This window comes from Paraburkholderia sp. BR10141 (assembly GCF_056155635.1).
Genome location: NZ_JBMIQH010000006.1, coordinates 282280 through 308747, shown reverse-complemented (window position 1 = coordinate 308747; position 26468 = coordinate 282280). Strand labels below are relative to the sequence as shown.

Below are 26468 nucleotides of genomic sequence, written 5' to 3'. Positions count from 1 at the left end.
CTCACCACTTACGAGAAGGACTCCGATCATGAATGCCTCCACGAATTCGCGCGGCGTCGCCATCGTCACGGGCGCCTCGCGCGGCATCGGCGCCGCCATTGCCGAACGTCTCGCGCGCGACGGTTACGCCGTCGTCATCAACTACGCTTCGCGCAGCGCCGAAGCCGAGGCACTCGTCGCGAAGATCGCGGCGGGCGGCGGTCGCGCGATTGCGGTGCAAGCGAACGTCGCGAAGACCGACGACGTGCGCCGTCTCTTCGACAACACCGCCGAAACGCTGGGCCAGCCCACACTGCTCGTGAATAACGCGGGCATCATGAAGACGGTCACAGTTGCCGATTCGACCGACGCGATCTACGACGAAACGTTCGACATCAACGTGCGCGGCACGCTGAACACGCTGCGCGAAGCGGCGACGAAACTCGCGGATGGCGGCCGCGTGATCAACTTCTCGACCTCCGTGCTCGCGATGAATCTGCCGGGCTACGCGCTCTATACGGCCAGCAAGGCGGCCGTGGAGACGATCACGCGTGTGTTCGCACGCGAGCTGCGCGGCCGCTCGATCTGCGTGAACGCGGTGGCGCCGGGGCCGGTGGCGACAGAACTATTCCTCAGCGGCAAGACCGAAGAACAGGTCCAGCATTTCGCGAACATGCCGCCGCTGCAGCGCCTCGGGCAACCCGACGACATTGCAAATGTCGTGTCGTTCCTCGCGGGCCCGGACGGCGGCTGGGTCAACGGCCAGGTGCTGCGCGCGAACGGCGGGATCGTCTGACACGCCGCCCGGCGTGGCTTCGCGGCAGAACCCGGGGCGGGACGTGGTCTCAGGGCAAACCGCTGCGGCGTGAAACCGGCGGTCCCGGCCGGTGCTACACTCCGTGGTCGAAAAACGGTAGAAAGACAGAGCCGGAGGCATGGCGCGCCGGCTCATATTGCGCCCTCAACCACTCCAGACCATGTATCTGTCCATCCTCGCCGTCGGCATTGGCGGCGCGCTCGGCTCGCTGTTGCGCTGGGTTCTCGGGCTACGCCTGAATGCCCTCTACCCTGACCTGCCGCTCGGCACGCTTGCGTCGAACATCATCGCGGGCTATGTGATCGGCGTCGCAGTCGCCTATTTCGGGCGCATGCCCCAACTCTCCGCCGAATGGCGCCTCTTTGTCATTACCGGCTTGATGGGCGGCCTCTCCACGTTCTCGACCTTCTCAGCCGAAGTCGTTTCGCATCTGCAGCACGGACGTTTCGGCTGGGCCGCGGGCGAAATCGCCATTCACGTGTGCGCCTCGGTCGTCATGACGATCCTTGGCATTGCAACGGTATCGGCACTGGTTCGCTGATCGGCAACGAAAACGGCCGCGTTCGCCATTCGCGAAACGCGGCCGCATTAGTGATGCGACGGGAAGATCAGGCGGGACGCTGATACCCGCCCAGCAAACCGTTCTTCGAAAACACCCACTGCCACAACTGGATGTCGCGCGCACGGAACGCTCCGGCGCACGAAAGCAGGTAGTAGCGCCACATGCGATAGAAGCGCTCGCCCATCTGCGCCTTGAAACGCGGCCACGCGGCCTCGAAATTCGCGTGCCAGGCCATCAGCGTGCGGTCGTAGTCGGCGCCAAAGTTATGCAGGTCTTCGGCCACGAACAGGCCGCCCGAAGCGTCGGCGATCTGGCCGATGGTCGGCAGCTCGCCGTTCGGGAAGATGTATTTGTCGATCCACGGATCGGGCGTGGTGTCGCGGCGGTTCTTGCCAATGGTGTGCAGTACGAACAGACCGTCGTCGGCAAGACAGCGGTGCGCGACTTCCATATAGGTGCGATAGTTCTTCGGGCCTACGTGCTCGAACATGCCCACGCTCGCAATGCGGTCGAACTTCTCGTCGAGCAACCGGTAGTCCTGCAGGCGGAATTCAACCGGCAGATCCTTGCAGCGCTCGGCGCCGAGCGCGGCCTGCTCCTTCGAGATCGTCACGCCCACGCACGACACGCCATAGTGTTCGGCCGCGAACTTCATAAGGCTGCCCCACCCGCAGCCGATGTCGAGCAGGCGCATGCCAGGCTTCAGGCCCAGCTTGCGGCAGATGAGATCGAGCTTGGCGTCCTGCGCTTCGTCAAGCGTTTTCGCGCCGCCCGACCAGTAGCCGCAGGTGTAGGCCATGTTCTTGTCGAGCATGGCCTCGTAGAACTCGTTGCCGATGTCGTAGTGCTGCTGGCCCACTTTCCATGCCCGGCGCACGGTCTGGCGGTTCATGAGGCGCGCCTTGAGCGCGTAGAAGACGAGACGGGAGGGATCGATCTGGTCGTCTAGATGCGCGCGCAACACATGTGCGAAGAATTCGTCGAGTTGCTCGCAATCCCACTGGCCGTCCATGTAGGCCTCGCCGAGGCCCAGGTTGCCGAGCGCCAATACGCGCTCGGGTAACTGCGGATCGTGGATGCGCATGTCCCACGGCCGTGTGCCGTTGAATTTCACGTCAGCGCGCGCCAATAGCTGGGCTATAAACCGCCAGGCCCCGGAAACGGTGGCCTCACGAACGGGTTGAGCTGCTTCGAGATCAGTCGTTGCCATACGTGCTCCATGCGGCAGGAGTCGGGTCCTTGGTACCTTGCTCCGATGCCATTCAAGAGGTTGCTATCAAGACATTCGTCGTCGCGCGCGCTGCGAGAAACTCTATGATGCACCTACTTCAAAAATTGTGCAGGAACACGCACAAGCCATACGGGGCGGGCCATAATCGCAAACTCGACGAAACCCATCGCCCTGGCGCCAGCAAACGGCGCGCCCGAACTGGAGATACCGACAATGGCCTACGACGACAAGAACATCTTCGCGCGCATCCTGCGCGGCGAAGCACCCTGCATCAAGGTGTACGAGGACGACGCTACGCTCGCGATCATGGACGTCATGCCTCAATCCGAAGGCCACCTGCTCGTGCTGCCGAAGGAAGGCGCCGAGTTCATCTATGAGCTTTCACTGGAAGCCGGCGTCGCCGCGATGGCGACGGTGCAGAAGATGGCGGTCGCGATGCGCAAGGTGCTTGCGCCCGAAGGCCTCTTGATCGCGCAGTTCAACGGCGCCGCCGCCGGGCAGACCGTACCGCACGTGCACTTCCACCTGATTCCGCGCCGCGCGGGCGAAGAACTGCGCCCGCATGCGCGTGAAATGGCCGACATGGCGCAGCTCGAAGCGCTGGCCGCGCGCATTCGCGCTGCACTGTAAGCAATATGTATTGCTAACGTTAGCTATTCTTGACGCTTAAACGCCGTCGAATTGCACGAATTCGTCGAGCGGGACCCGCGCCGAGCGCCACTGGTTGATGGGCGCGTCCGGGTCTTCGTGACCGATCGCCATGCCGCAGAACACCATGCGTTCGCGCGGCAACGCGAGAAACTGGCCAACGCTTTGCGCGTAGCGCGCCCAGCATTCCTGCGCGCAGCTATGCAGGCCGGCTTCGCGCAGGAGCAGCATCACCGTCTGCAGGAACATGCCGAGGTCGGCCCATTGCGGCGGCCCCATCTGACGATCTACGCTGCAAAAGAGCGCGAGCGGCGCGTCGAAAAACGCGTAGTTGCGCGCGAATTGCCGTAGCCTGCCCGGCCGGTCCTCGCGCGCGACGTCGATGCTGCGGTAAAGATCCTCGCCCACCCGATAACGACGCTCGCGATATGGCGAACCCAGCTCGCGCGGATACACGTCGTACTCCATCGGCTCGCCCGCAGGCACCTGCGCAATGCGATCGGCCATGATCGACTTGAGCTTCGCGAGCGATTCGCCGCCCACGACATGAACATGCCACGGCTGCAGATTGCCGCCCGAAGGCGCGCGCGCAGCGGTATCGAGTACCCGGCGAATGACGGCGGGGTCCACCGGATCGGGCAAAAACTGGCGCACGGACTTGCGGCTCGTGACGGCTTCGCTGACCTTCAAGCAGATTCTCCTCGGGGGATCGACGAAGCATTATCGGCGATCCCCTGCGCGGCTGCCGACGCTCGCCGCGTGGCTCCGTTCTGGCGTCAGAACTTGTGACGGATACCCACTACGACAAGCGCCTGATTGTCGGCGCCCGAACTCACGCCGAAGTCGCCGATCGATGCCTGCGCAACGACACTCGAACCCTTTGCGTCGAGCGTGCGGCCACTCGCCTTCTGGTAACCGGCGAGCGCGTAGAGATCGGTGCGTTTGGAGAGCGAGTAGTCGCTGCCGAGGTTCACCTGGTTGTAGTGCGCTGACGAGGGCCCGGTGAGCGACGTGTAGTTGTAGCCCGCGCCCGCGCGCAGCGCCGGTGTGATCTGGTAATTCAGGAACGCCGAGCCGCTATTGAATTTGGCGGTTTGGTGGAAGGTCGAGTACGCATCGTTTGCGTATTGGGTGTTCGAGTAGGCCAGCCCGAAGCTCAATGCGCCCACCGCATAGCTGCCGCCTGCGCGCACGATCTGGATGGAGGTTGCGCTCGCAAAGCCCTGATTGATGACCGTGTTGAAGAGGCTATCCGAGCTGCTCGTCCAGCTGCGCACGCCGGCAGTGAGCGTGCTGCCGCCATTGGCGAAGAAATAGCCGGCCGCGAGCGAGAGCGGCCCGTTCGAGTAGGCGGCGCCGAAGCTGTAAGTCTGGCCGCTGCCGGTCGCGCCGGCCACGCCGCCAAAACCGTACAGCGCCTCGAACTGCAGCCCTGCGACGAGCGGGCTCGCGTACTTGACCGAGTTGCTCACGCGCAGGCTGTTGTCGTAGTTGTCGAGGTCGCCAGGCGTGCCGAACACGCCGCCGAACGGACCGTCAGCGGTGAGCGGCTGCACGAGATCGACGAGCGGATCGTACTGGCGGCCGAGCGTGAGCGTGCCCCACGTCGTGCTGGCAAGACCGACGATCGCCTTGCGCCCGAATTCGCGGCTGCCCTGCCCGAGCGCGCCGGTACCCACGTTGAAGCCGTTTTCGAGCTGGAAGATGGCGGCGAGGCCGTTGCCGAGATCCTCGGTGCCGCGCAGGCCCCAGCGGCTGCCCGAAAGGTTGCCGCTGCTGAGCTTGACGAGCGTGGACTGGTTCAGGCCGTTCGCGCCCTGGGCGTTGTGCACGTAAGCGAGGCCCGCGTCGACGATGCCGTAGAGTGTGACGCTGCTTTGCGCGTGGGCACTCGTGGCGATAGTGGCGCCCGACGCGGCGAAGGCGAGCGCGAGAGCGGCGGTTAGCGGGCGGCGTGTGAAAGAGGCGTTTTTGTTGTTCATGCGGGGCGTTCCGTTGCGTGTGGTGGTTGTCGCTACGCGGTCCTTGCGAGGCGGCTGCAAGGCCGGCGCGGCAACGTTACGGAATGCCCGGCAAGCGGGGAACGAACGATTTCTGCGTTGCTTAGGGTGCGCGATGGACTTTGCAAAGCGCAGATCGTGCCAGGCGCTGCGCGAGCGCTTTCCTCCGGCGCGCGGAGTCTGCTATAATTCGCCTCCCGCCGGAGAGATGGATGAGCGGTTTAAGTCGCACGCCTGGAAAGCGTGTATAGGTTAATAGCCTATCGGGGGTTCGAATCCCCCTCTCTCCGCCAGAACAAAACGCCGAAACCCCGTAAGCGCAATGACTTACGGGGTTTTTGTTTTTCCAGCCCATCAAATAGCCCGCCAGAGAGGGGATAACGTGCGCGGGGCACGTCCAAACGCCCTCAATTACACCCGCTCACAGTGCAATACTTGTTGTACACGAGCCCTTTGCCATCCATCCCCGAGATCGTTCGCGTGCCGTTGCCGTAGTTCGTGATCGTCTCGGTCCACGTCGACCCATCGGCAGCCTGCCCGGTGATGAACGTCGTGTCGCCAATCGACGCGCCGGTCTGCTCCCAGGCCTCGCCCGGCAGCTTCTGCTGATACCCGTTGACGGTAGACGTATTGCCGAAGCGCTGCACCGTGTACGAATTGCCCGATTCGTCGACGCAGTTCTGGAAGGCATCGTTGCCCCAGCATTTGGCAAAAGCGGCGGGCGCCGTAAAGGCGCCGAAAATGATCAGGCTGAGTGCAACGCGCTTCAATGATTTCCCCGAGAAAACGCCCTTTTTCGGCTCGATTCACCACGAGTCCGAGGCCGGCGGCGCGCGAAATTGTACCGTAGCCGCCAGGGCTATCTACGGATGCGCCGGACACGCGTGCATCGCACGCTCCCGCTAGTTATCGGACAAAAAACGCATGACTTGATGGGCGCAACGAGAACAGCAGCGCCGCCGGTCGTTGAACACGCAACGTTGGAAGGAAGTCCGAATCGACCAGAACAGGCAAGCAGAAAAAGGCGTCGGGCCGCAGCCCGACGCCGAATTCCCGCGTACTGCTTCGAGGACCGGCGCGGGAACGAGAGGACTTCAGTATCGCCTCGCCCGCCCGTTTTTTAAGTGCTCGACCGCACACCGGCAATCAGGTCCCCACTCTCACGGATGGCGGATATAGTCCACCAGCGCGAGCGTATACGCGTCCGGCTTGCGATCGATGAGACTCACGCCGATCGCCACGAGAAAGCCTGCGGGCACACCGAACACGCCAGAGCTGATGGGCTCGATGCCAAACCATCGCGGGCCCGCGAAGCCCGTGAGCTGCGTGAAGAACGGGTACGTCGAGACGATGTAATAGACGCACACGGTCAGGCCCGCGATCATGCCGGCCACGGCGCCCAGGCGCGTCGTGCGCTTCCAGAACACGCCGAGCACAAGCACCGGAAAAAGACTCGACGCCGCGAGCGAAAACGCCGCCCCCACCAGAAAAAGAATGTTGCCCGCGTTGAGCGACGCCACATACGAGGCGAACAGCGCCACGCCGAGCAGCAGGATCTTCGACATCGTCACGCGCCGCTGGCTCGACGCGCCCGGACTGACCATGTGGTAGTACACATCGTGTGAGAGCACGTTCGAGATCGTGAGCAGCAGACCGTCTGCGGTCGAAAGCGCAGCCGCGAGCGCACCCGATGCGATGAGCCCCGACATCACATACGGCAACCCCGCGATTTCCGGCGCAGCGAGTACCACCATGTCAGGCTGCATCTGGATATCGCTCCAGCGCACCACGCCGTCGTTGTTCATATCCGCAATGCTGATGAGGTATGGCTCGACACGCCGCCATTGCATGACCCATTGCGGCAGATCGTCGAAGCGCTGCCCCACCAGATGCGTGAGGATCTCGAACTTGATCAGCACCGCGAGCACCGGCACGGTCAGATAGAAGAGCGCGACGAAAAACAGCGTCCAGCCCACCGAGCGCCGAGCCGAGGCCACCGAGGTCGTCGTGTTGTAGCGAGTGAGGATGTGCGGCAGGCTCGCCGTGCCAAGCGAAAGACACAGGAGCAGCGACAGGAAGTTGCGTTGATGAATGCGCCGCTGGGCATCGTCGTCGGCGGGAAACGGTTCGTTCATCGGCACGGGCGGCGCGGCGCGCTCGAGCAGGTCGTCGCGCTGGCGCGTCCACACCATGCGTGCGGCATCCACGTCGCGCGGGAAGGCGCTCAATTCACGTTCGAGCGAATCGATATCGCGCAGCGGGCCGTTGTGGCGGCGCAGGTTCGCGAGCGATTCGACGAGGTGCGTCTTCTCCGCAACGTACGACTGCGGCAGCGTGTCGAGCCGCGTCTGCCATTGCGCCGCGCGCTCGCGGTAAGCGTCGCGCACGGTGGCTTCGGTGCTTGCACCGCGCACGTCATGCTCGAGCGCTTCCACGCGCTGCATCACGTTGCCGTAGTCGACTTGCGGCAGCCAGCCGAGGCCGTCGCGATGCGCGATCAGCGAAACCGGAATCAGAATGGCCGCGATGAGAATGATGTATTGCGCGACCTGCGTCCACGTCACGGCGCGCATACCGCCGAGAAACGAACACACGAGAATGCCCGCCAGCCCGCAGAAAATGCCGATGGCGAAATCCACGCCGATGAAGCGCGTGGCGATCAGCCCCACGCCCTGGATCTGCGCGACGAGATAGACGAACGAGCAGAGGATGGTCGCGAGCACGGCGAGCGCACGCACGAGGTTGCTCGAAAAGCGCGTGCCGAGGAAGTCGGGGATCGTGTAGCGCGCGAGCTTGCGCACATACGGCGCCAGCAGGAAGGCGACGAGGCAGTAGCCGCCCGTCCACCCCATCAGGTAAGCGAGGCCGTCGTAGCCGCTCGCGTAGAGCGAACCCGCAAGGCCGATGAACGACGCGGCGGAAAGCCAGTCGGCGGCCGTCGCCATGCCGTTGAAGAACGACGGCACACGCCGCCCCGCCACGTAGTATTCGACGAGGTCCGAGGTGCGCGAAAGCAGCCCGATCACCGCATATACCGCGATCGGCACGAACAGGAACACATAGCCGATCCACATGCCGGGGCCGGTGGAAAGCTCGATACGCCACATCACGTAGACGAAGGCGAGAAAGCCGAGCGTGTACAACGCATAGGAGCGTATGAGCCGGTGCGCAAGCCTCATCGTTGCTGTGCCTTGCTGGCTTCGCGAATGGCGATGTCGGCTTCGAGCGCGGCTTGCAGTACGCGGTCGGCGCGCTGCATCAGCACGATATAGATCGCCACGAGCAGCACGTAGAGCAGGATCGCGCCCTGTGCGCCGAGGTAGAACGGCAGGCTGAAGCCTGCGAAGCGCAGGTCGGCGAGCTGCCGCGCAAAGAGCGGCGCGACGAACGAGACCAGGAAGCCAATCGTCATGAGCACGGCGATCAGCGCGAGATTGAAGCGCCAGTAGCGCCGATGCGCGCGCGCCATCGCCTCGCTCACCGGAGGTGGCTCAGGCAATGGATTGAGATTGTTCTGCGGAGTCGTGTGTGGCGCGGCCATGCGCCTGTGTAGCAAAAACGCGTAGGGCCGGCAATCGGGGGCAATGCGGGGATCGATGCGGCGCGCGGCGCCAGGCAAGGCGCCGCGCGAGCCTCGGCGTTTAGAGCGATTCGCCGAGCTGGTCCAGAATCGCCGGGTTTTCCAGCGTGGAGACGTCCTGCGTGATCGCCTCGCCCTTCGCAAGCGAGCGCAGCAGACGGCGCATGATCTTGCCCGAGCGCGTCTTCGGCAGGTTCTCGCCGAAGCGGATGTCGCGGGGCTTGGCGATCGGCCCGATCTCCTTGCCCACCCAGGCGCGCAGATCGTTGGCGAGCTTCACGGCCTCGTCGCCCTGCGGACGCGTGGCCTTGAGCACCACGAACGCCACCACGGCTTCGCCGGTGGTGTCGTCGGGGCGGCCCACCACGGCGGCTTCGGCCACGAGCGGGTTCGCGACCAGCGCCGACTCGATCTCCATCGTGCCGAGGCGGTGGCCCGAGACGTTCAGCACGTCGTCGATACGGCCCATGATCGTGAAGTAGCCCGTGTCCTTGTCGCGCACGCTGCCGTCGCCGGCCAGATACAGCTTGCCGCCGAGTTCCTCGGGGAAGTAGCCCGACTTGTAGCGCTCGGGTTGTCCCCAGACGTTGCGGATCATCGCGGGCCACGGACGCTTCACGACGAGAATGCCACCCTGCCCGTTCGGCACGTCCTGGCCGGTTTCGTCGACGATCGCGGCCATGATGCCCGGTAGCGGCAGCGTGCACGAACCCGGCACGAGCGGCGTCGCGCCCGGCAGCGGCGTGATCATGTGGCCGCCGGTTTCGGTTTGCCACCACGTGTCGACGATCGGGCAGCGCTTGGCGCCCACGTTTTCGTAGTACCACATCCACGCTTCGGGATTGATCGGCTCGCCGACCGTGCCGAGAATGCGCAGCGAAGAAAGGTCATAGCTCTTCGGGTGCACCTTCGCGTCGGCTTCGGATGCCTTGATGAGCGAGCGGATTGCCGTGGGCGCGGTGTAGAACACCGTGACCTTGTGCTTGGCGATCATGTCCCAGAAGCGGCCGGCGTTGGGGTACGTGGGCACGCCTTCGAACACGACCTGGGTCGCGCCGATCGTGAGCGGGCCATAGGCGATGTAGCTGTGGCCCGTGATCCAGCCGATGTCGGCCGTGCACCAGAACACGTCCGAGGGCTTGTGATCGAAAGTCCACTTCATCGTTTGCGCGGCCCACAGCAGGTAGCCGCCCGTACTGTGCTGCACGCCCTTCGGTTTGCCCGTCGAGCCCGACGTATAGAGGATGAAGAGCGGATGTTCCGCGCCCACCGGCACCGGCGCGCACGTGTCGCTCTCGGCCGCCGAAAGCTCGTGCATCCACTGGTCGCGGCCTTCGTGCCACGCGACCTTGCCGCCCGTGCGCTTGTAGACGATCACGCTGTGCACCGCTTCGCAGCCGCCCATGGCGAGCGCTTCGTCGGCGATGTTCTTCAGCGGCAGGGCCTTGCCGCCGCGCATCTGTTCGTCGGCGGTGATGAGCGCGACCGCGCCCACGTCGACCATGCGTTCGTTGAGCGACTTCGACGAGAAGCCGCCGAACACGACCGAGTGCGTCGCGCCAATGCGTGCACAAGCCTGCATCGCGACCACGCCTTCCACCGACATCGGCATGTAGATGACCACGCGGTCGCCCTTCTTCACGCCGCGTTTCTTCAGCGCATTGGCCAAACGCGACACGCGCGCGAGCAGATCCTTGTAGGTGACGTTCGTGACGGTGCCGTCGTCGGCTTCGAAGACGATCGCGACGCGCTCGCCATTGCCCGCTTCGACGTGGCGGTCGAGGCTGTTGTATGAGGCATTGAGTTCGCCGTCTTCGAACCACGTGTAGAACGGCGCCTTCGATTCGTCGAGCACCTTCGTGAAGGGCTTTTGCCAGCTCAGGGTTTCGCGCGCGAGGCGCGCCCAGAAGCCTTCGTAATCGCGTTCGGCTTCGGCGACGAGCGCCTTGTATGCGTCCATGCCGGACACCGTGGCGCCAGCCACCGTTTGCTCGGAAGGCGCAAAGACGCGGCGTTCCTGAAGAACCGATTCAATCGCAGACATCGACAACCCCTTGGTGAAGATGAAACGTCAAACTCGTGGACACGCATGAGCATCTTCAATGCCCGTGCGCGCCGTCTCCGTGCGCCGCCGCCCGCATGCGGGCACGGCGCTATTGGCTTGCGCCGGGAGCCGCCATTGTGGCATCCGGCATGCATGGGCGCGCGATACAGGCACGATCGTGCGCGATCTTCGCAAACTACCCATGCCGGCAAGATTAAGCGTAGCAACTTACCAGCCACTTACGCGCCCATGCAGACCATGCAGCGGCGCGCCATGGCACGCAAGTAAGCAGACATTTAGAATGCTAACTGAACTGCGCACCCGGATTCCAGCTTGAATCGCTATTCCCTATTTCTCATTGCCTCGATGCTGCTCGTGGGCAGCAACGTCGGCATCGGCAAATCGATTGTCGCCTTCATTCCCGTTCCCCTCTTCGCGCTGCTGCGCTTCGTGATCGCGCTCGCGGTACTGGGCCCGCTCTTGCGTCGCTCCAAAATGCAACAGGTGAAGCGCGGCGAATGGATCAATCTGTTCCTCCAGGCGCTGTTTGGGACATTCGGGTTTACGCTGCTGATGCTCGGCGGCGTGCATCGCACGAGCGCGGTCGCGGCCGGCGTCATCACGAGCACGATCCCCGCCGTGGTCGCCCTCTTCTCCTGGCTTTTCCTGCGCGAGCGCCCCGACGCACGCGCACTCGCCTCCATCGTGCTCGCCATTGCGGGCATCGCGGTCATCAATTTCGCGCACGTGGGCGGCGGTGGCGACACCGGCGCCAGCTCGTTGATCGGCAACCTGATGGTGCTCGGCGCGGTGTGCTGCGAATCGCTCTATGTGATCCTGTCGCGCCGGCTCACCCAAACGCTCGCGCCGCTCGACATCTGCGCGTACACACACCTGTTCGGGCTTTTGCTGATGCTGCCCGTGGGTCTGCGGGGCGCACTGTCGTTCGATTTCGCGAGCGTCCCTTCGGGCATCTGGTGGCTGGCGCTCTGGTACGGGCTTTCGGCAAGCGTGTTCTCGTTCTGTCTCTGGATGATGGGCATACGCCATGTGCCGGGCAGCATCGCCGGCGTGTTCACGGCCGTGCTGCCGGTCGCGGCAGCCGTGTACGGCATCGCGTTTCTCGGCGAGCGCCCCACGCCCGCGCACGGCATAGCCCTCGCCTGCGTGGTGGTCGGCATCGGCCTCGCGAGCCTCAAGATCAGGCGCCTGCCGCCGGTGGCCTCGTGACCATTCCGTAATGCGATTGAAAGTATCGGGCGCGGGCGGCGCTGCCGCAATCCCGGCGAGCCCTTCCTGCGACGCTGTACAATAGCGCCCGCCCGGCCCCTCGCGCGCGCCTTCTGGCCCTAACCAGACGGCCCCGCTTGAGCAGCCCCGCTTAGGCAGCCCCGCCCGAATTCGCCATCGTGATTGCCCATGTCCGCCGCACGCCCCCAGCCGCCTTCCGCCGCCGCCCCGGGTAAAGCCCGTCGCCGCATGCGTCCGTTGCCCAGCATCATCTTCATGAGCCGCTGGCTGCAGGTGCCGCTCTACCTGGGCCTGATCGTCGCGCAAGCCGTGTACTGCGTGCTGTTCCTCAAGGAGGTCTGGCACCTCGTGAGCCACGCCACCACGCTCGACGAAACGAGCATCATGCTGGCCGTGCTCGGCCTGATCGACGTGGTGATGATCTCGAACCTGCTCATCATGGTGATCGTGGGCGGCTGCGAGACCTTCGTCTCGCGCCTGAATCTCGAAGGCCATCCCGACGAGCCCGAATGGCTCGACCACGTGAACGCCGGCGTGCTCAAGGTGAAGCTCGCCATGGCGCTCATCAGCATTTCGTCGATCCACCTGCTCAAGACCTTCATCAATCCGGACGCCGCTTCGGCGCATACGGTGATGTGGCAGGTGATCATCCACGTGGCGTTCCTCGCCTCCGCGCTAGTGATGGCGTGGATCGACCGCATCACCACGCATACGCACCCCGAACACTATCAGGAGCTCGCCGCGCGCCATCCAGCGCCAGGCGGGCACGCCGCTGCGCGTCGAGCGGTTCCCGAGCACGCCGAGTCCGACTGAACCGCGCACACGGCAGACATGATTCAAAACACCCGTCCCCACAGAAGCTAGCCATGACCGTCATCAAACAGGAAGACCTCATCCAGAGCATTGCGGATTCGCTGCAATACATCAGCTACTACCATCCGCAGGACTACATCGAGGCGCTCGGCCGCGCCTACGAACTCGAAGAGAGCCCGGCCGCGAAGGACGCGATCGCGCAGATCCTCACCAACAGCCGCATGTGCGCCGAGGGCCGTCGCCCGATCTGCCAGGACACCGGCATCGTCACGATCTTTGTGAAGGTCGGCATGGACGTGCGTTGGGACGGCGCCACGATGGGCGTGACCGACATGATCAACGAAGGCGTGCGCCGCGGTTACCTGAACCCGGACAACGTGCTGCGCGCCTCGATCGTGAGCCCGCCCGAAGGCGGCCGCAAGAACACGAAGGACAACACGCCGGCCGTGATCCACTACGAGATCGTGCCGGGCGACAAGGTCGACGTGCAGGTCGCAGCCAAGGGCGGCGGCTCGGAGAACAAGTCGAAGTTCGTGATGCTGAACCCCTCCGACTCGATCGTCGACTGGGTGCTCAAGACCGTGCCGACGATGGGCGCGGGCTGGTGCCCGCCGGGCATGCTCGGCATCGGCATCGGCGGCACCGCCGAAAAGGCGATGCTGATGGCGAAGGAATCGCTCATGGAATCCATCGACATCCAGGACATCATCAAGCGCGGCCCGAAGGACTGGATCGAAGAGCTGCGCGTGGAACTGCACGAGAAGGTCAACGCGCTCGGCATCGGCGCCCAGGGCCTGGGCGGTCTCGCCACCGTGCTCGACGTCAAGATCATGGCCACGGCCACGCACGCGGCTTCGAAGCCCGTCGCGATGATCCCGAACTGCGCCGCCACGCGCCACGCGCACTTCGTGCTCGACGGCTCGGGCCCGGCAAAGCTCGAAGCGCCCTCGCTCGACGCATGGCCGAAGGTCAACTGGGAACCGAACACGGAAACGAGCAAGCGCGTCGACCTCAACACGCTCACGCCGGAAGAAGTCGCTTCGTGGAAGCCGGGCCAGACGCTCCTGCTCTCGGGCAAGATGCTCACGGGCCGCGACGCGGCGCACAAGCGCATCGCCGACATGCTCGCGAAAGGCGAGAAGCTGCCGGTGGACTTCAAGAACCGTGTGATTTACTACGTCGGCCCGGTCGATCCGGTGCGCGACGAAGTGGTCGGCCCGGCAGGTCCCACCACGGCCACGCGCATGGACAAGTTCACGGAGCTGATGCTCTCGCAAACGGGCCTCATTTCGATGGTCGGGAAGGCCGAGCGCGGCCCGGTCGCCATCGAGGCGATCAAGAAGCACAAGGCGGCTTACCTGATGGCGGTGGGCGGCGCGGCTTACCTCGTGTCGAAGGCGATCCGCGGCTCGAAGGTCCTCGCGTTCGAAGACCTCGGCATGGAAGCCATCTACGAGTTCGACGTCCAGGACATGCCGGTGACGGTCGCCGTGGATTCGTCGGGCACCTCGGTCCACAAGACCGGCCCCGCCGAATGGCAGGCGAAGATCGGCAAGATTCCGGTCGCCACGGTTTGATGTCTGCCTGATGCCTGTTTAAAAACCGGGGCCGCGCGCCCCGGTTTTTTTTGCATCACGCGAGGCGTACTGAGATTAGTTCCCAGCACTGAGTAAATCACCGATATACACCGCAATTCAATGTGGATTCGGCCTTGGCTTTTGTGTATTGAGCGTTTATTGTTGGAAACCAGTCACCGCCCCACAAAGAAAGGAAAGACTATGCAAGGCGACAAGAAGGTCATCGAATATCTGAACGCGCAGCTCAAGAACGAGCTCACGGCTATCAATCAGTATTTCCTGCATGCCCGCATGTACAAGCACTGGGGCCTCGAGAAACTCGGCAAGCATGAATATGACGAATCGATCGGCGAAATGAAACATGCCGATATGCTCATCGAGCGTATTTTCATGCTCGACGGTCTGCCGAACCTCCAGGACCTGCATAAGTTGTTGATTGGCGAAGAAACCAGGGAAATTCTCGAGTGCGATTTGAAGCTCGAACAGATTTCCCAGTCCACCTGCAAGGAAGCCATTGTTTATTGCGAATCGGTGCGCGACTTCGTTTCGCGAGAGATTTTCGTGACGATTCTCGAAGACACCGAAGAGCACATCGACTGGCTCGAAACGCAGATCGACCTCATCGGCAAGATCGGCATCCAGAATTACCAGCAGTCGGCCATGGGTTCGGTAGAATCCTGATCGCGCGCCTCGCGCCCGCGCGCATCCGTCCGCCTTGCGGGTGCGCCTCAACCCTATTGCGCCCATCCCCGTGAACCTTCCGGCCTCATCCAGCGCTGCGCCCATCGGCATCTTCGACTCTGGCCTCGGCGGCCTGTCGGTGCTGCGCGCCGTGCGTGCGCTACTGCCCGCCGAGCGGCTAGTGTATGCCGCCGACTCGCGCTACGCCCCCTACGGCCAGCGCGACGACGACTTCATCGCCGACCGCACGCTCGCGATCTGCGAATGGCTCGTGGCGCAGGGCGCGAAGGCGCTGGTGGTGGCCTGCAACACGGCTACAGCGCAGTCCATCGCGCTCGTGCGCGAGCGGCTCTCCATCCCGCTCATCGGGGTTGAGCCGGGGATCAAACCGGCGGCGCTGGTTTCGAAATCGCGCGTAGCGGGCGTGCTCGCCACCCAGGTCACGCTGCGCAGCGCGCGCTTTCAGGCGCTCGTGGAGCGCCACGCAGCCGACCTGCGCGTGCTGTGCCAGCCGGGCCATGGCCTCGTGGAGGCCGTGGAGCGCTGCGACATCGGTTCGGCCGACTTGCTCGCGCTACTGCGCGCATACGTCGAGCCCATGCTCGACGCGGGCGCGGACACGCTCGTGCTCGGCTGCACGCACTACCCGTTTCTCGACACGGCGATCCGCTCGATCGTCGGGGAACGGATGACGCTCGTCGACACGAGCGTCGCCATCGCGCGGCAGCTCGAACGCGTGCTCGACCAGCACGGCCTGCGCGCTAGCGGCGAGCCTGCCGGCGCGGGCGGCGATGAGATTCGCTTCTGCTCGACGAGCGACGGTGCGCACCTGCACGAACTGGCGGCCGCGCTGCTGGGTCTCGACGCCCCTGTCGAGCGCGTAGTCATCCCCTCGCGCCGCTCGCGGGAACTGGAAGCGAACGCCGCCTGACGCACCGGCGCCACACACCGCGCGTGATACGAAGTTCGCGATTCGCGCCTCGCCCGGAAGAGCGCGTTTCAACCCCGTTTCCGCCTATCCGACTCACTCGCCTCGTTCCGCCTGGCTCCTGCCAGGAGTCTCCTGGTGGGCTCCCGCGGCAATGCTCAATCCTGCTGACAGTCACGCAACGGCTAACCGCTAGCCGGCCCGTCAAACGCCTTGACGAGCGCTCTACAAGGCTTGCCTTTTCCTGACGCAAAGCAAAACCCCTGCTAAGCATCCGGTTTTGTTACAAAAAATCCGCCTACGCGCTTGCCAAACCCAGCAAACATAATGATAATAATTCGCATTAACTCTCTCTATTGCGGTCCATCATGATTGTCTGCGTTTGCAAATCCGTCTCCGACCGGACGATCCGCGCCTCCATTCAGGAAGGCATGGATTCTTTCGACGAGCTGCAGTTCGAGCTCGGCGTCGCGACCTGCTGCGGCAAGTGCGAAGAATCCGTTCGTGACGTGATGGCGCAAAGCGGTGTCTGTGCGAGCCGCTGCGGGGTCACGCAACCGGCGCACCCCGCCGTGGTCCCCCATGCGGTTCCGCTCACGTTTTACGAGCGCAAGGCTGCCTGAAGCCATGGCGCGCATCCGGCCACCGATGCGCGCCCGCCCCGTCCGCCCGTTTAGCCGGCGGCGCCTCAGGCGCCACGCGCCGCGGACGTCAAATCGCCGCCGACAGCAAGCCCGTCTCCCGACCAGCCAGCTACCGCTCGTACCCCTCAAAGGAGGTCGTGATGGAATTGCTGCTCGGATTCGTAACGACGTTGTGCATCTCGCTGTTGATCTTTCGCAAATAAAGCTGCCCGACACGACGCGTAGGTTTGCCTGCGCGCCGTCGTCCGCATGGCAGCCACGCTAAACATGCAGGCTTTCCAAACCACCGCTGGCACGCTGCCGTCTCCCTCCGTTCGCGTCAACCGCCGTGTCGTCACCGCGAGCGCGATCGTGGTCGCGCTGCACGCCGCGCTCATCGCCGTCGTGCTGATGAAGCGCGAACCCGTGACGCCCGTCGCGCTCCAGTCGCAGACGATGATGGCCGAACTGCTCAAGCCCGAGCCGGTAGCCGCCCCCGCTGCGATTCAGTCCACGCCCACGCCGCCTCCGCCCAAGCCGGTCCCGCACGTGACGCGCGAGAAGCCGAAAGTTCAGCCCAAGCCCAAGCCAACACCGCTGCCCGTGGCCGAAACGCCCTCGCAGCACGCGATCGAATCGGCCGCGCCCACGGCACCCACGCCGCCGGCTCCCACGCCGCCCGCACCGGCACCGCAAGCCGCGGCGGCCACCGACGCCAAGCCGACCATGGCGCTCTCGGCGCCGAAGAACGTCTCGCACCTCGACTGCCGCATCGTGCAGCCCGACTATCCGACGCTCTCGCGCCGGCGCGGCGAAACCGGCACGGCATTCGTGCACTTCGTCGTGGGACTCACGGGCAAGATCGAGAACATCGAGCTGAAGAAGTCGAGCGGCTCCACCCGCCTCGATGACGCCGCGCTCGACGCGATGCGCCAAAGCTCGTGCAAGCCGTACCTGGAAAACGGCGAAGCCGTCCGCGCGGCCTACACGCAACCATTCGAGTTCAGCCTGAACAATTGACGGGCTGAAGTCACACGCTTTCATGAATTGAATAAAGAGGATCAGGAATGCAGAACTACGGTATCGCCCACGTGTGGGCGCAAGGGGATTTCGTGACACGCGGCATCGCGCTCGCGCTGTTGATCATGTCCGTGCTGTCGTGGTGCGTGATCGTCGTGAAAGGCTGGAATGTCGCGCGCCTGAAACGCCTCACGAAGAACGCCGAGCAGCAGTTCTGGCATTCGGACGATCTCGCCGACGGTGTGAAGAAGCTCGGCAGCGGCTCGCGTGAAGACAACCCGTTCCTCGCACTTGCGCTGTCGGGCCAGGAAGCCGCCGACCACCATCACCAGACCCAGCCGCATCTGCACGACCGCATGGACGTGTCGGACTGGGTCACGCGGTGCCTCAAGGACACGATGGACGAGTCGGTCGCGAAGATGCAAAGCGGGCTCGCCATTCTCGCCTCGATCGGCAGCACGGCGCCGTTCGTCGGCCTGTTCGGCACGGTGTGGGGCATCTATCACGCACTGCTTACGATCGGTGCAACGGGTCAAACCTCGATCGACGCCGTGGCGGGCCCCGTTGGCGAAGCGCTCATCATGACCGCCTTCGGCCTCTTTGTCGCGATTCCCGCCGTGCTCGGCTACAACGCCCTCACCCGCGCCAACAAGGCGATCGTCACGAAGCTCAACCGCTTCGCGCACGGCCTGCATGCCTTCTTCGTGACGGGCGCGCGCCTCACCTCGACCGCACGCGGCGGCGCGAAGGAAGGCAACGCGAGCAACCTGCGTGTCGCTGCGCGCAGCCACTAAAGAGCGGAGGCAAGCATCATGGCGATGAGCCCCTTTGCCAGCGACGACGACGATGGCCTGATGAACGAAATCAACATGACGCCGCTCGTCGACGTCATGTTGGTTCTCCTGATCGTTTTCATGGTGACGATTCCGGTGATCCGTCACGCCGTGAAGATCGACCTGCCGCATGCGAGCAGCCAGAAGGAAGACGCGAAGCCCGCGCAGATCAACATCTCGATCGAAGCGGACGGTACCGTGCTGTGGGACGGCACGCAGGTCGACGACGCGGCGCTGAACCAGAAGATCGCAGCCGCGGCGCAAACCACGCCGCAACCGGAACTGCATCTGAACGCGGACCGCAAGGTGCAATACGAACGCGTGGCCCAAGTGATGTCTGCCGCGCAAAGCGGCGGCCTCACGAAGCTCGGCTTCGTCACCGACCCTGCGCATCACTGATCGCGTCACTGCACGCAACGCGCAAAATTGAGCGGTACAAAGTAAAAGGCCTTCATCGTCAGATGAAGGCCTTTTTTCGTGCGCACGCGGCGCATTCGGGCGGTGGCGGCGACTCCCCGACAATCGATCGGTTCACGCCGGCACATGCGACTGCCGTGGGCAACACGGACTGCGCTTTCGGCCCTGAAGGCCCACTATGATAGCGGCCATCAATTCCCGCTCAAGACCGGTGCTTGGCGAGAAGGACTTCAATATATTCCTCTCGCTTCGCACCTTCAAGAGCCAGGCCATTGAAAGTAGCGATGGCCGCTCACGCTTGAATGCCTAAAAACAAATGGCGCTATACGTTGCGCACAAATGCACTGCGTGAAAACTCAAGTTTCATACAAGCGCACGTGCCTGCACGTTCGCAAAGCTTCATGCAGTTTCGATCTTGCTCGCGCTCTTTGTGCGCGAGAGCCCAACCTGCCCGGCGGGTGCACTCTGCCCTTGCGCTTTCGGCGCAAGCGCGGCGATGTCGCTTTTCAGCGGACATTCCTGCTGCAAGCCCTTATCGGCATCGAGCACTTCGACGAGGTAATCGACGAAGGCACGCACGGCCGGAACCATGCCCTGGCGCGAGAGAAATACCGCATAGAGCTGCGGCACCGGCAGCGTCCAGCCCGGCATCACCGGTGAAAGCTTGCCCGAGCGCAGCGCGGCGCCGTACATCATCTCCGGCAATGCCGCGATGCCGAGGCCTTCGAGCGCCGCTTCACGGATCGTCGTGAGGTCCGCGGTGATGAGGCGCGGCTCGTGTTCGTGCGAGTGGCGCGTGCCGTCGGGTGCGATGAGCTGAAACACGTGGCGGCCGTCGCCCGTGGGCGTATCGAGCGTTTCGAAGCGCGCGAGGTCTTCCGGCGTGAGCGGCGGCGCGTTCTGCGCGAGCAGGCTCGGCGCGCCCACCAGCATCTGCTCGGTGCGCCACAGCGGACGCACCACGATATTGGCGTTCTGCGGCGGCTCCGAGCGCACGCGCAGCGCAATATCCACGGAGTCTTCGAACAGGTCGATCACGCGGTTCGTCACGCGCATCACTACCCGCACTTCGGGGTAGCGATGCATGAATTCCGGAATGACCTGCGAAAAGATCGTTTGCGAAAGCGTGACGGGCACGCTCACGCGCACCGTGCCGCGCGGCGACGACCGCAGCGACTGAACGACGTTCACCGCGGCCTGCGCTTCCGCGAGCATCGAGCGGCAATGCTGGTAAAAGAGTTCGCCCGCTTCGGTGAGCGCGAGCTTGCGCGTGGAGCGCTGCAGCAGGCGCACGCCGAGCGAGGCCTCGAGTTCGCTCACCCGCCTCGACAGACGCGACTTCGAGATGCCGAGCACGCGTTCGGCAGCGGAAAAGCCGCCATGCTCGATCACCTGCGAAAAGTACATCAGGTCGTTGAGATTATGCGAATCGATTTTCATGTCGTCGTTCCAGCGATGGGACAATCCATTGCGATGAGGCCATAAAACAGGCCAAATTGGCTACCTATAATAGCGGTTTGTTTCGCATATAACGCAATTCCCACAATTCGAGGTGATATCCATGACCATGACCCGTACGATCGAACGCGTGTATCCCGCGGTTCGCACCACCGAGGGTGGCGGATTCATCGTCCATCGGCCGTTTCCGACCCGCCAGCTGATGGACTTCGATCCGTTCCTGCTGCTCGACGAAATGGGCCCCGTCGATTACGCGCCCGGCGAGGCCAAGGGCGCGCCCGACCATCCGCACCGCGGCTTCGAGACCGTCACCTATATGGTCGAAGGCCGCTTCGGCCACAAGGACTCGGCGGGCCATTCGGGCACGCTGCGCCCCGGCGACGTGCAATGGATGACGGCCGGCGCAGGCGTGATCCACAGCGAGATGCCCGACCCCGAATTCACACGTACGGGCGGCCGCATGCATGGCCTGCAGCTGTGGGTGAATCTGCCCGCGCGCGACAAGATGATGGCGCCGCGCTACCAGGAGCTGCCCACGGAGCAGATTCCGGTGGGCCGCTCGAAGGATGGCAAGGTCTCGGTGAAAGTGATCGCCGGCGAAGCGCTGGGCGTGAAGGCCGCGATCGAAACGCGCACACCCATCCTCTACCAGCACTTCACGCTCGCGCCCGGCGCGCGCGTGGAGCAGCCGGTGCCGAGCGACTATCGCGTGTTTGCGTACGGTCTTTCTGGCACGGGTCTGTACGGGCCCGATGCGCAAGCGATCGATGCCCAGCAGATGGTGAGCTTCGCGAGCGACGGCGACACCGTCACGCTCGCCGCCCCGGCCGACGCGAGCGCGCCGCTCAGCGTTCTGTTGATCGGCGGCGTGCCGCTGAACGAGCCGGTCGTGCGCTACGGCCCGTTCGTGATGAACACGGAGCAGGAGATCCGCCAGGCCGTGCTCGACTATCAGGCGGGGCGCATGGGGCGCATCGCTCACTGAAACCGGGTTGCGCGGGGACGGGCTTCCGAAGCATCGCTACAGGGCGGCCCGGTTTCCGTCACAATAAGGTTTCTGGGGCGCGCATCGCAGGTTGCGCGCCCGTCCCTCTTTAACCGTCCCGCCCGCGAGGAGCGCATGGCCGAACCCGCAGTCACCGCACACATTGGCTCGACGAACTACCAGGTCCAGTTCGACGACGGCACCCACACCTGGATCGCCGACGAACCCGCCTCGCTCGGCGGCGGCGACCGCGGACCGTCGCCCTTCTCGCTCTTGCTCTCGAGCCTTGGCGCCTGCACCTCCATCACGCTGAAGATGTACGCGCAGCGCAAGGAGTGGCCGCTCGAAGGCGTACGTGTGAAGCTCGCGATGGAAACCGGCAGCGAAGGCACGAAGATCGATCGCCAGATCGTGCTCGAAGGCGCGCTCACCGACGAGCAGCGCGAGCGCCTGCTGCAGATCGCCAACGCCTGCCCGGTCCACAAGGTCCTCACGAATACGATCACGATCCGCACGGGTCTCGCCGTCGCTTGAGCGACGGCGCGCGGACACAGACACAGGAAGGCGACGCCTTGAATTTCGAACACCTCATCCAGATCAACGATCCGCTGAACCCGCTCGTCGAGGCCATGACGCGTGAGCAGCTCTGGGAAGGGCTCGTGCTGCGCGCCGAGCAGCCGCAGCTCTTCGTGATCGGGCTCGACAGCTGCACGATCCTCTCGCGCACCGAGAGCACGATGGAGCGCGAGTTGCACTATGGCCACGCCACGGTACGCGATCGCGTCACGCTCACGCCCAACGAGAGCGTGCGCTACGACATCATGGCAACCGCCGAGTACGTGGGCGGCTCGCTCACGATGACGATCGAGCAGCCCGATCCGCTACAGCTCTTTCTGCGCTTCGAGTACCGCACGACGCTGCCGACCGCCGATACCGAGGACGACCGGCAGACGTCCGAAATCGTGAAGTCGGCCTATCGCGAGTCGGACATCGACACCGTGCGTCTCATCCGCCAGTTCGTGCAGGGCGACGGCAGCGCGCTGCACTGAGACGCCCCCCGCGCTTGCCCTATCGCCCTGTGCGACGCGGCAAGCGCCGATTCAGCGCGCTTCGGCTCAGGCTATCGGCATTCGATTTCGATGAATATCTCGTAGTTGCAAATACGAACTATTATCATTTAGAATTCATCCATCGAATCGAGACAAAGACGTCACGTTCATGACCGAACTGAACCGCACCTCCACGCTTAGCTTGCGCCGCAACGGCAGCTCGGCATTGACCAGCGCGCGACCCAGGCCTGCCGTCACACAGCCCCAGCCGCGCAAGGGCGCCGAACCGGCGGCCGCCGCGGCAAGCGACGAGAGGAAACTGGATAGCGCGGCGCTGCTGCAAGGCCGCAGCCACGTGAGCATCATGCACAACGGCGAAACGTATCAGCTGCGGGCCACCCGGCTCGGCAAGCTGATCCTGACGAAATAGGCTTTACGCAGTTTTCAACCGGGTATTGTGGGGACCGCCTCCACCGAGAGGCGTTGGGGCATTAGCCAGCAACGACGGCTTGCACGCGAGATCTAGACCCCTTCGTGCAGACATCCTTCAAGCTTCAGCCAGCCGTCGAAGCAAGCCACGCCATTTTTTTGTTCTCATACCAGATCGGGGCGGCGCGCGAAGCGTGAGCCGCCCGGGACAAACGCCGCGGCATCCGTCCGCGGCTTTTGTTTTTTCCGGCGCCGCCCGGCGCGGCAAAGGATTGGCTTACTCCACCTCCAGCGCCGCGATGCCCGCGCGCGCGATGGCGGCATCCTGGTCGGACTTCACGCCCGAGACCCCGACCGCGCCAATCACATCGCCGTTCACGCTCACGGGTACGCCGCCTTCCAGCATGCCGGTGAGCGGCGCACTCAGGAACGCCGTGCGGCCCTGCTTGATCACGTCCTCGTACACCTTGCTCTCGCGGCGGCCCAGCGACGCGGTGCGCGCCTTGGCCACGGCGATCTCCGCGCTGATGGGCGCTGCGCCGTCGAGGCGGCGCAAATGCAGCAGATGGCCGCCATCGTCGACGATGGCGATCGTCACGTGCCATTCATTCGAACGGGCGTGCGCGACGGCTGCCTCGGCTACCCGGATCACGTCTTCATCGGTCAGTACTGCTCGCGTTCGCATGCGTCTCTCCGAAAAGTCAAAAACCGGATTTGGCGAAATCGCCAACCCGGTTTTGAGAGTAACACCCAGACTTGTGCCGCGACGCGCTGATCCTTCGTATGTCGCCTATATCAGCGGCAGATGAAGAAGCGTCGAAACAGGCTCAGCGCACCCAGCCCCAGAACATGAGCCACCAGGCGCTGTCCACCACGGCGAGCGCGAGCGCAAAGCCCGCGAGCGCGAGCGCGCGCTGCCAGAACCGCGAGCTGTAGCGCCCTGTCACGCGCCACGCGAGCCACGCGCTCCAGAGGTTCGTGATGACCAGAATCGCAATGCGCACCTCGGCGGCCCAGTCGAGCGGCACGTGCTCCGCGCGCAGCAGCGAGAGCGTCGTGGCGGACAGGCCGAGGAACACGCCGGCCCCCGCCAGCGGGATCAGCGACTGTGCGAAGTGATGCAGACGGCGCATCTCGAAACGCCCGAGCACGGCAGTCGAGCCCGCGAGGATCGCGAGCAGCACGGTGCCATAGACGAGCCCCGTCGCGACGATATAACCGACGATCATCGCGCCGTCGAGCCACGAAAAGACGTCGTTCTGCGCGGGGTAATGCGTGAGCAGGAACCACGGCGCGTTGGTATCGAGCGGCCAGGTGATGTCGCGGTCGATGAGCCAGCCCGCGAGCCACTGCTTGACGCCGATGAACCACGGCGAGCCGGTCCAGTGGAACGCGCCGATCGCCACGCCGAGCAGGCCGTAGAGAATCAGCGCCGTGTCCCACCCGCTGGCCTGGCTGTCGCCGAGTTCGACCACCTCTTGCGCCGGCGATCGCCACGAGAGCGCGATGGCGTCGCGATGGCCACTGCAGCGGCCACACATGTGGCACTGCGCCGCGCCTTTCATGTTGCGCAGCGGCACGAGCGGCGCGCAGTTCACGGGAATCACGCGATGCCCGCCGTGCTCGCCGTGCGTGTAGGAGTTGCGCCAGGCGTCTTCGTCGACCTTGTAGCGAAACGGCGCGAGGCGCGCCAAAAGCGCAAAAACGCCGTTCACGGGGCAGAGATACTTGCACCACACGCGCTTCTCGCGCCCGTACAGAAAGCCGATCACCATCGCGCCGAGCGTCGATCCGCCCAGCACCAGCAACACCGCCTTGGGGTACTGGTAGACGCTCACCATCTGTCCGTAGATCGTGGTGAGACCGAAGGCCACGAAAGGCCAGCCGCCCCAGCGCATCCAGTGCGGGATGGCGCGGCCGCGGCCGAACTTGCTCGCGAACTCGGTGAGCGCGCCTTCGGGGCACAGCACGCCGCACCACACGCGGCCGAGCATCACCATCGAGAGCAGCACGAACGGCCACCAGATGCCCCAGAACACGAACTGCGCTGCGAGCGTGAAGTTGTTCCACAGGTGCGCCGTGTCGCCGGGCAGCGGCATCGCCGCCGGCACGAGAATCAGGAATGCGTAGACAGCGACCACGACCCACTGCACGGCGCGGATCGCCGCGCCGTTACGTTGCATCCACTGGCCCGCCTGGGCGAGCTTGCCTGGTCGACCCGTTGCCTGCGTCGGGCGAGCGGATGCACAACTCATGCTGCCTTCCTCTTCGCAACCGCACCCGCGCGGCCAGTGGCGCGCCGCACGAGGAACCACACCACGAGCCAGTACACGGCATAGGCGATCAGGTTCATGAGCGCCGGATGCGCGCGGTAGCCCGTAAGCGTCGCGACGAGCGAGCCGAAGGTGCTCGAGTCGTCGAGGATCGCCGAGGAGTTCCACACCTGGTCGACGATGGTCGGCAGGATTTCCTTGTCGATCAGCTTGTCCACGCCGGTCTGGAACAGGCCCGCGCCGAGGAACAGCAGCATGATCTCGGTGATGCGGAAGAAGTGCCGCCACGAGAAGATCTTGCCGCCCAGCTGCAGGAGATAGAACGTGAGGAACGCGAGCGCGAGGCCGATCAGCACCGCGAGGTACTGACTCGCGTCCACATGGCCCGACTGGCCGAAGCCGAGGCCGTAGAGAAAGATCACCGTCTCGCTGCCCTCACGCGCGATGGCAAGCGTGACGAGAATCGTTATGCCCCACCAGTTCGCGTCCTGCGTGCTCTTTTCCAGCGACTCTTCCATCTCGCGTTTGAGCGTGCGGCCGTGCTGCTTCATCCACAGCACCATTTGCACGATCAGCACGCACGCCACCAGCACCATGCCGGTCTGGAAGTAGTCCTGCGCATCGCCCGACAGCACTTCGGTAAAGCCGACCAGCGCCGCGCCGAGGCCGATGGCGGCAAGAATGCCGAGCGCCACGCCGCCCCACAGGTACGGCACGCCGCGCCGCGCATCCGAGTCGCCGTTTTTCAGCCACGCATAAAGAATCCCGACGACGAGCAGCGCCTCGACGCTCTCCCGCCATACGATGAACATCACCTGACCCATTCAACACCTCCCGCTACCGGCGATACGCGCCGGCGGCCTGACTTCTCAATGCCCATTTGGCGACGCTCATTTGGCGACGATCACGCCCTGCGCCTGCTGATGGAAATCGTCGAAAAACTTGTACTCGCCCGGATCGAGCGGCGCGATCACGACGAAGGAGTCCGCGCCCGGCGCCAGGACTTTTTCCTTGCGCAGCTGAACGCTCTCGAACTCCGCTGCGCCCTTGCCCGTATTGCGCACCTCGATCTTGATGCGCTTGCCCGCCGGCACTTCGATGCGCGCGGGGTTGAGCTTGCCGTCGGCCATTTCGAGCTTGAACGTGGGCAGATCTTCGGCGTGCGCCGTCGTGGCCACGCCCGCCAGCGACACCGCAAACGACGCGCTGAGTGCGAGCGCCGCAAACTTCCGCATTCCAGTCATTGGTTTTACCTGCTCCTTGCTGCCAT

The 26468-nt window shown here is 64.3% G+C and carries 28 protein-coding genes and 1 tRNA gene; 17 read left to right on the top strand and 12 right to left on the bottom strand.

The window, feature by feature from the left end; translation table 11 throughout:
- The first annotated feature begins 28 nt into the window (after positions 1-28).
- Positions 29-775, top strand: coding sequence for an SDR family oxidoreductase (locus ACOJB8_RS11750; protein ID WP_069262494.1), 747 nt, complete (start codon positions 29-31; stop codon positions 773-775).
- A 181-nt stretch (positions 776-956) separates the two neighbouring features.
- Positions 957-1337 carry a fluoride efflux transporter CrcB gene (crcB, locus tag ACOJB8_RS11745; RefSeq protein WP_342945518.1) on the top strand — a complete coding sequence of 127 codons (381 nt, stop codon included), beginning with the start codon at positions 957-959 and terminating at the stop codon, positions 1335-1337.
- A gap of 67 nt (positions 1338-1404) precedes the next feature.
- Here the strand turns inward: crcB and cfa are convergent, their stop codons facing one another.
- Positions 1405-2568 carry a cyclopropane fatty acyl phospholipid synthase gene (gene cfa / locus ACOJB8_RS11740; protein ID WP_083245106.1) on the bottom strand — a complete coding sequence of 388 codons (1164 nt, stop codon included), beginning with the start codon at positions 2566-2568 and terminating at the stop codon, positions 1405-1407.
- Between the two features lie 234 nt (positions 2569-2802).
- Between cfa and ACOJB8_RS11735 the strand changes: the two genes are divergently transcribed.
- A complete protein-coding gene (locus ACOJB8_RS11735) occupies positions 2803-3219 on the top strand; it encodes an HIT family protein (protein ID WP_475012635.1) in 417 nt (138 codons plus the stop codon).
- Between the two features lie 36 nt (positions 3220-3255).
- Here ACOJB8_RS11735 and ACOJB8_RS11730 read toward each other — a convergent pair whose 3' ends face one another.
- Both ACOJB8_RS11730 and ACOJB8_RS11725 read right to left on the bottom strand, forming a co-directional pair.
- Complete coding sequence (locus ACOJB8_RS11730; protein WP_342945516.1) at positions 3256-3927, bottom strand: nitroreductase; 672 nt, start codon at positions 3925-3927, stop codon at positions 3256-3258.
- A gap of 86 nt (positions 3928-4013) precedes the next feature.
- Positions 4014-5219 carry a porin gene (locus ACOJB8_RS11725; RefSeq protein ID WP_368604883.1) on the bottom strand — a complete coding sequence of 402 codons (1206 nt, stop codon included), beginning with the start codon at positions 5217-5219 and terminating at the stop codon, positions 4014-4016.
- 220 nt (positions 5220-5439) lie between these two features.
- Between ACOJB8_RS11725 and ACOJB8_RS11720 the strand changes: the two genes are divergently transcribed.
- Positions 5440-5530, top strand: a tRNA-Ser gene (locus ACOJB8_RS11720).
- A 114-nt stretch (positions 5531-5644) separates the two neighbouring features.
- Here ACOJB8_RS11720 and ACOJB8_RS11715 read toward each other — a convergent pair.
- From ACOJB8_RS11715 to acs, 4 genes are all read right to left on the bottom strand, one after another.
- The gene (locus tag ACOJB8_RS11715; RefSeq protein ID WP_083245108.1) at positions 5645-6007 is read right to left on the bottom strand and encodes a hypothetical protein; all 363 of its coding nucleotides are present in this window, start codon (positions 6005-6007) and stop codon (positions 5645-5647) included.
- Positions 6008-6397: 390 nt separating this feature from the next.
- Complete coding sequence (locus tag ACOJB8_RS11710; RefSeq protein WP_342945487.1) at positions 6398-8416, bottom strand: sodium:solute symporter family protein; 2019 nt, start codon at positions 8414-8416, stop codon at positions 6398-6400.
- Entirely contained in the window at positions 8413-8718 is a 306-nt protein-coding gene (locus ACOJB8_RS11705; RefSeq protein WP_370684252.1) for a DUF4212 domain-containing protein, read from the bottom strand. Before ACOJB8_RS11705 ends, ACOJB8_RS11710 begins: the two co-directional genes overlap by 4 nt.
- Before the next feature lie 160 nt (positions 8719-8878).
- Positions 8879-10861, bottom strand: a complete 1983-nt coding sequence (gene acs / locus ACOJB8_RS11700; protein WP_475012631.1) for an acetate--CoA ligase — start codon at positions 10859-10861, stop codon at positions 8879-8881.
- A gap of 333 nt (positions 10862-11194) precedes the next feature.
- Between acs and ACOJB8_RS11695 the strand changes: the two genes are divergently transcribed.
- The 9 genes from ACOJB8_RS11695 (at position 11195) to ACOJB8_RS11655 (ending at position 18986) form a co-directional block, all read left to right on the top strand.
- Entirely contained in the window at positions 11195-12091 is an 897-nt protein-coding gene (locus ACOJB8_RS11695; protein ID WP_342945485.1) for a DMT family transporter, read from the top strand.
- 189 nt (positions 12092-12280) lie between these two features.
- A complete protein-coding gene (locus tag ACOJB8_RS11690) occupies positions 12281-12925 on the top strand; it encodes a TIGR00645 family protein (RefSeq protein ID WP_475012629.1) in 645 nt (214 codons plus the stop codon).
- Positions 12926-12978: 53 nt separating this feature from the next.
- Positions 12979-14502: a fumarate hydratase gene (locus ACOJB8_RS11685; protein ID WP_069262504.1), complete on the top strand. Its 1524-nt coding sequence runs from the start codon at positions 12979-12981 to the stop codon at positions 14500-14502.
- Positions 14503-14703: 201 nt separating this feature from the next.
- The gene (gene bfr, locus ACOJB8_RS11680) at positions 14704-15183 is read left to right on the top strand and encodes a bacterioferritin (protein WP_069262505.1); all 480 of its coding nucleotides are present in this window, start codon (positions 14704-14706) and stop codon (positions 15181-15183) included.
- Between the two features lie 70 nt (positions 15184-15253).
- Positions 15254-16114 carry a glutamate racemase gene (murI, locus tag ACOJB8_RS11675; RefSeq protein ID WP_256094518.1) on the top strand — a complete coding sequence of 287 codons (861 nt, stop codon included), beginning with the start codon at positions 15254-15256 and terminating at the stop codon, positions 16112-16114.
- 365 nt (positions 16115-16479) lie between these two features.
- Entirely contained in the window at positions 16480-16734 is a 255-nt protein-coding gene (locus ACOJB8_RS11670; RefSeq protein WP_028208420.1) for a (2Fe-2S)-binding protein, read from the top strand.
- A gap of 288 nt (positions 16735-17022) precedes the next feature.
- Positions 17023-17754 (top strand): energy transducer TonB, encoded by a 732-nt coding sequence (locus tag ACOJB8_RS11665; protein WP_475012626.1) that lies wholly within the window; start codon positions 17023-17025, stop codon positions 17752-17754.
- A gap of 47 nt (positions 17755-17801) precedes the next feature.
- On the top strand, positions 17802-18548 hold the full coding sequence (locus ACOJB8_RS11660; RefSeq protein ID WP_368616075.1) for a MotA/TolQ/ExbB proton channel family protein: 747 nt from the start codon (positions 17802-17804) through the stop codon (positions 18546-18548).
- 18 nt (positions 18549-18566) lie between these two features.
- Positions 18567-18986, top strand: coding sequence for an ExbD/TolR family protein (locus ACOJB8_RS11655; protein ID WP_028208423.1), 420 nt, complete (start codon positions 18567-18569; stop codon positions 18984-18986).
- A gap of 417 nt (positions 18987-19403) precedes the next feature.
- On the opposite strand, the gene ACOJB8_RS11650 is transcribed toward ACOJB8_RS11655, so the two are convergent.
- Positions 19404-20444 carry a LysR family transcriptional regulator gene (locus ACOJB8_RS11650; protein ID WP_368604877.1) on the bottom strand — a complete coding sequence of 347 codons (1041 nt, stop codon included), beginning with the start codon at positions 20442-20444 and terminating at the stop codon, positions 19404-19406.
- 121 nt (positions 20445-20565) lie between these two features.
- Here ACOJB8_RS11650 and ACOJB8_RS11645 point away from each other — a divergent pair, with 121 nt between their 5' ends.
- The 4 genes from ACOJB8_RS11645 to hemP all read left to right on the top strand — a co-directional run bounded on the left by ACOJB8_RS11645 (position 20566) and on the right by hemP (position 22926).
- Positions 20566-21447, top strand: a complete 882-nt coding sequence (locus ACOJB8_RS11645) for a pirin family protein (RefSeq protein WP_475012624.1) — start codon at positions 20566-20568, stop codon at positions 21445-21447.
- 135 nt (positions 21448-21582) lie between these two features.
- Positions 21583-21981, top strand: a complete 399-nt coding sequence (locus tag ACOJB8_RS11640; RefSeq protein WP_069262510.1) for an OsmC family protein — start codon at positions 21583-21585, stop codon at positions 21979-21981.
- A gap of 38 nt (positions 21982-22019) precedes the next feature.
- Complete coding sequence (locus tag ACOJB8_RS11635; RefSeq protein WP_069262922.1) at positions 22020-22496, top strand: SRPBCC family protein; 477 nt, start codon at positions 22020-22022, stop codon at positions 22494-22496.
- Between the two features lie 169 nt (positions 22497-22665).
- Positions 22666-22926, top strand: coding sequence for a hemin uptake protein HemP (hemP, locus tag ACOJB8_RS11630; protein ID WP_069262511.1), 261 nt, complete (start codon positions 22666-22668; stop codon positions 22924-22926).
- A gap of 276 nt (positions 22927-23202) precedes the next feature.
- On the opposite strand, the gene ACOJB8_RS11625 is transcribed toward hemP, so the two are convergent.
- The 4 genes from ACOJB8_RS11625 to ACOJB8_RS11610 form a co-directional block, all read right to left on the bottom strand.
- On the bottom strand, positions 23203-23610 hold the full coding sequence (locus ACOJB8_RS11625; protein WP_069262512.1) for a GlcG/HbpS family heme-binding protein: 408 nt from the start codon (positions 23608-23610) through the stop codon (positions 23203-23205).
- Positions 23611-23752: 142 nt separating this feature from the next.
- Positions 23753-25180 (bottom strand): 4Fe-4S binding protein, encoded by a 1428-nt coding sequence (locus ACOJB8_RS11620; protein ID WP_475012621.1) that lies wholly within the window; start codon positions 25178-25180, stop codon positions 23753-23755.
- On the bottom strand, positions 25177-26022 hold the full coding sequence (locus tag ACOJB8_RS11615; protein WP_368682084.1) for an FTR1 family protein: 846 nt from the start codon (positions 26020-26022) through the stop codon (positions 25177-25179). The genes ACOJB8_RS11620 and ACOJB8_RS11615 overlap by 4 nt, the downstream gene beginning before the upstream one ends.
- Before the next feature lie 66 nt (positions 26023-26088).
- Positions 26089-26433 carry a cupredoxin domain-containing protein gene (locus tag ACOJB8_RS11610; RefSeq protein WP_141710608.1) on the bottom strand — a complete coding sequence of 115 codons (345 nt, stop codon included), beginning with the start codon at positions 26431-26433 and terminating at the stop codon, positions 26089-26091.
- Positions 26434-26468: the final 35 nt, after the last annotated feature.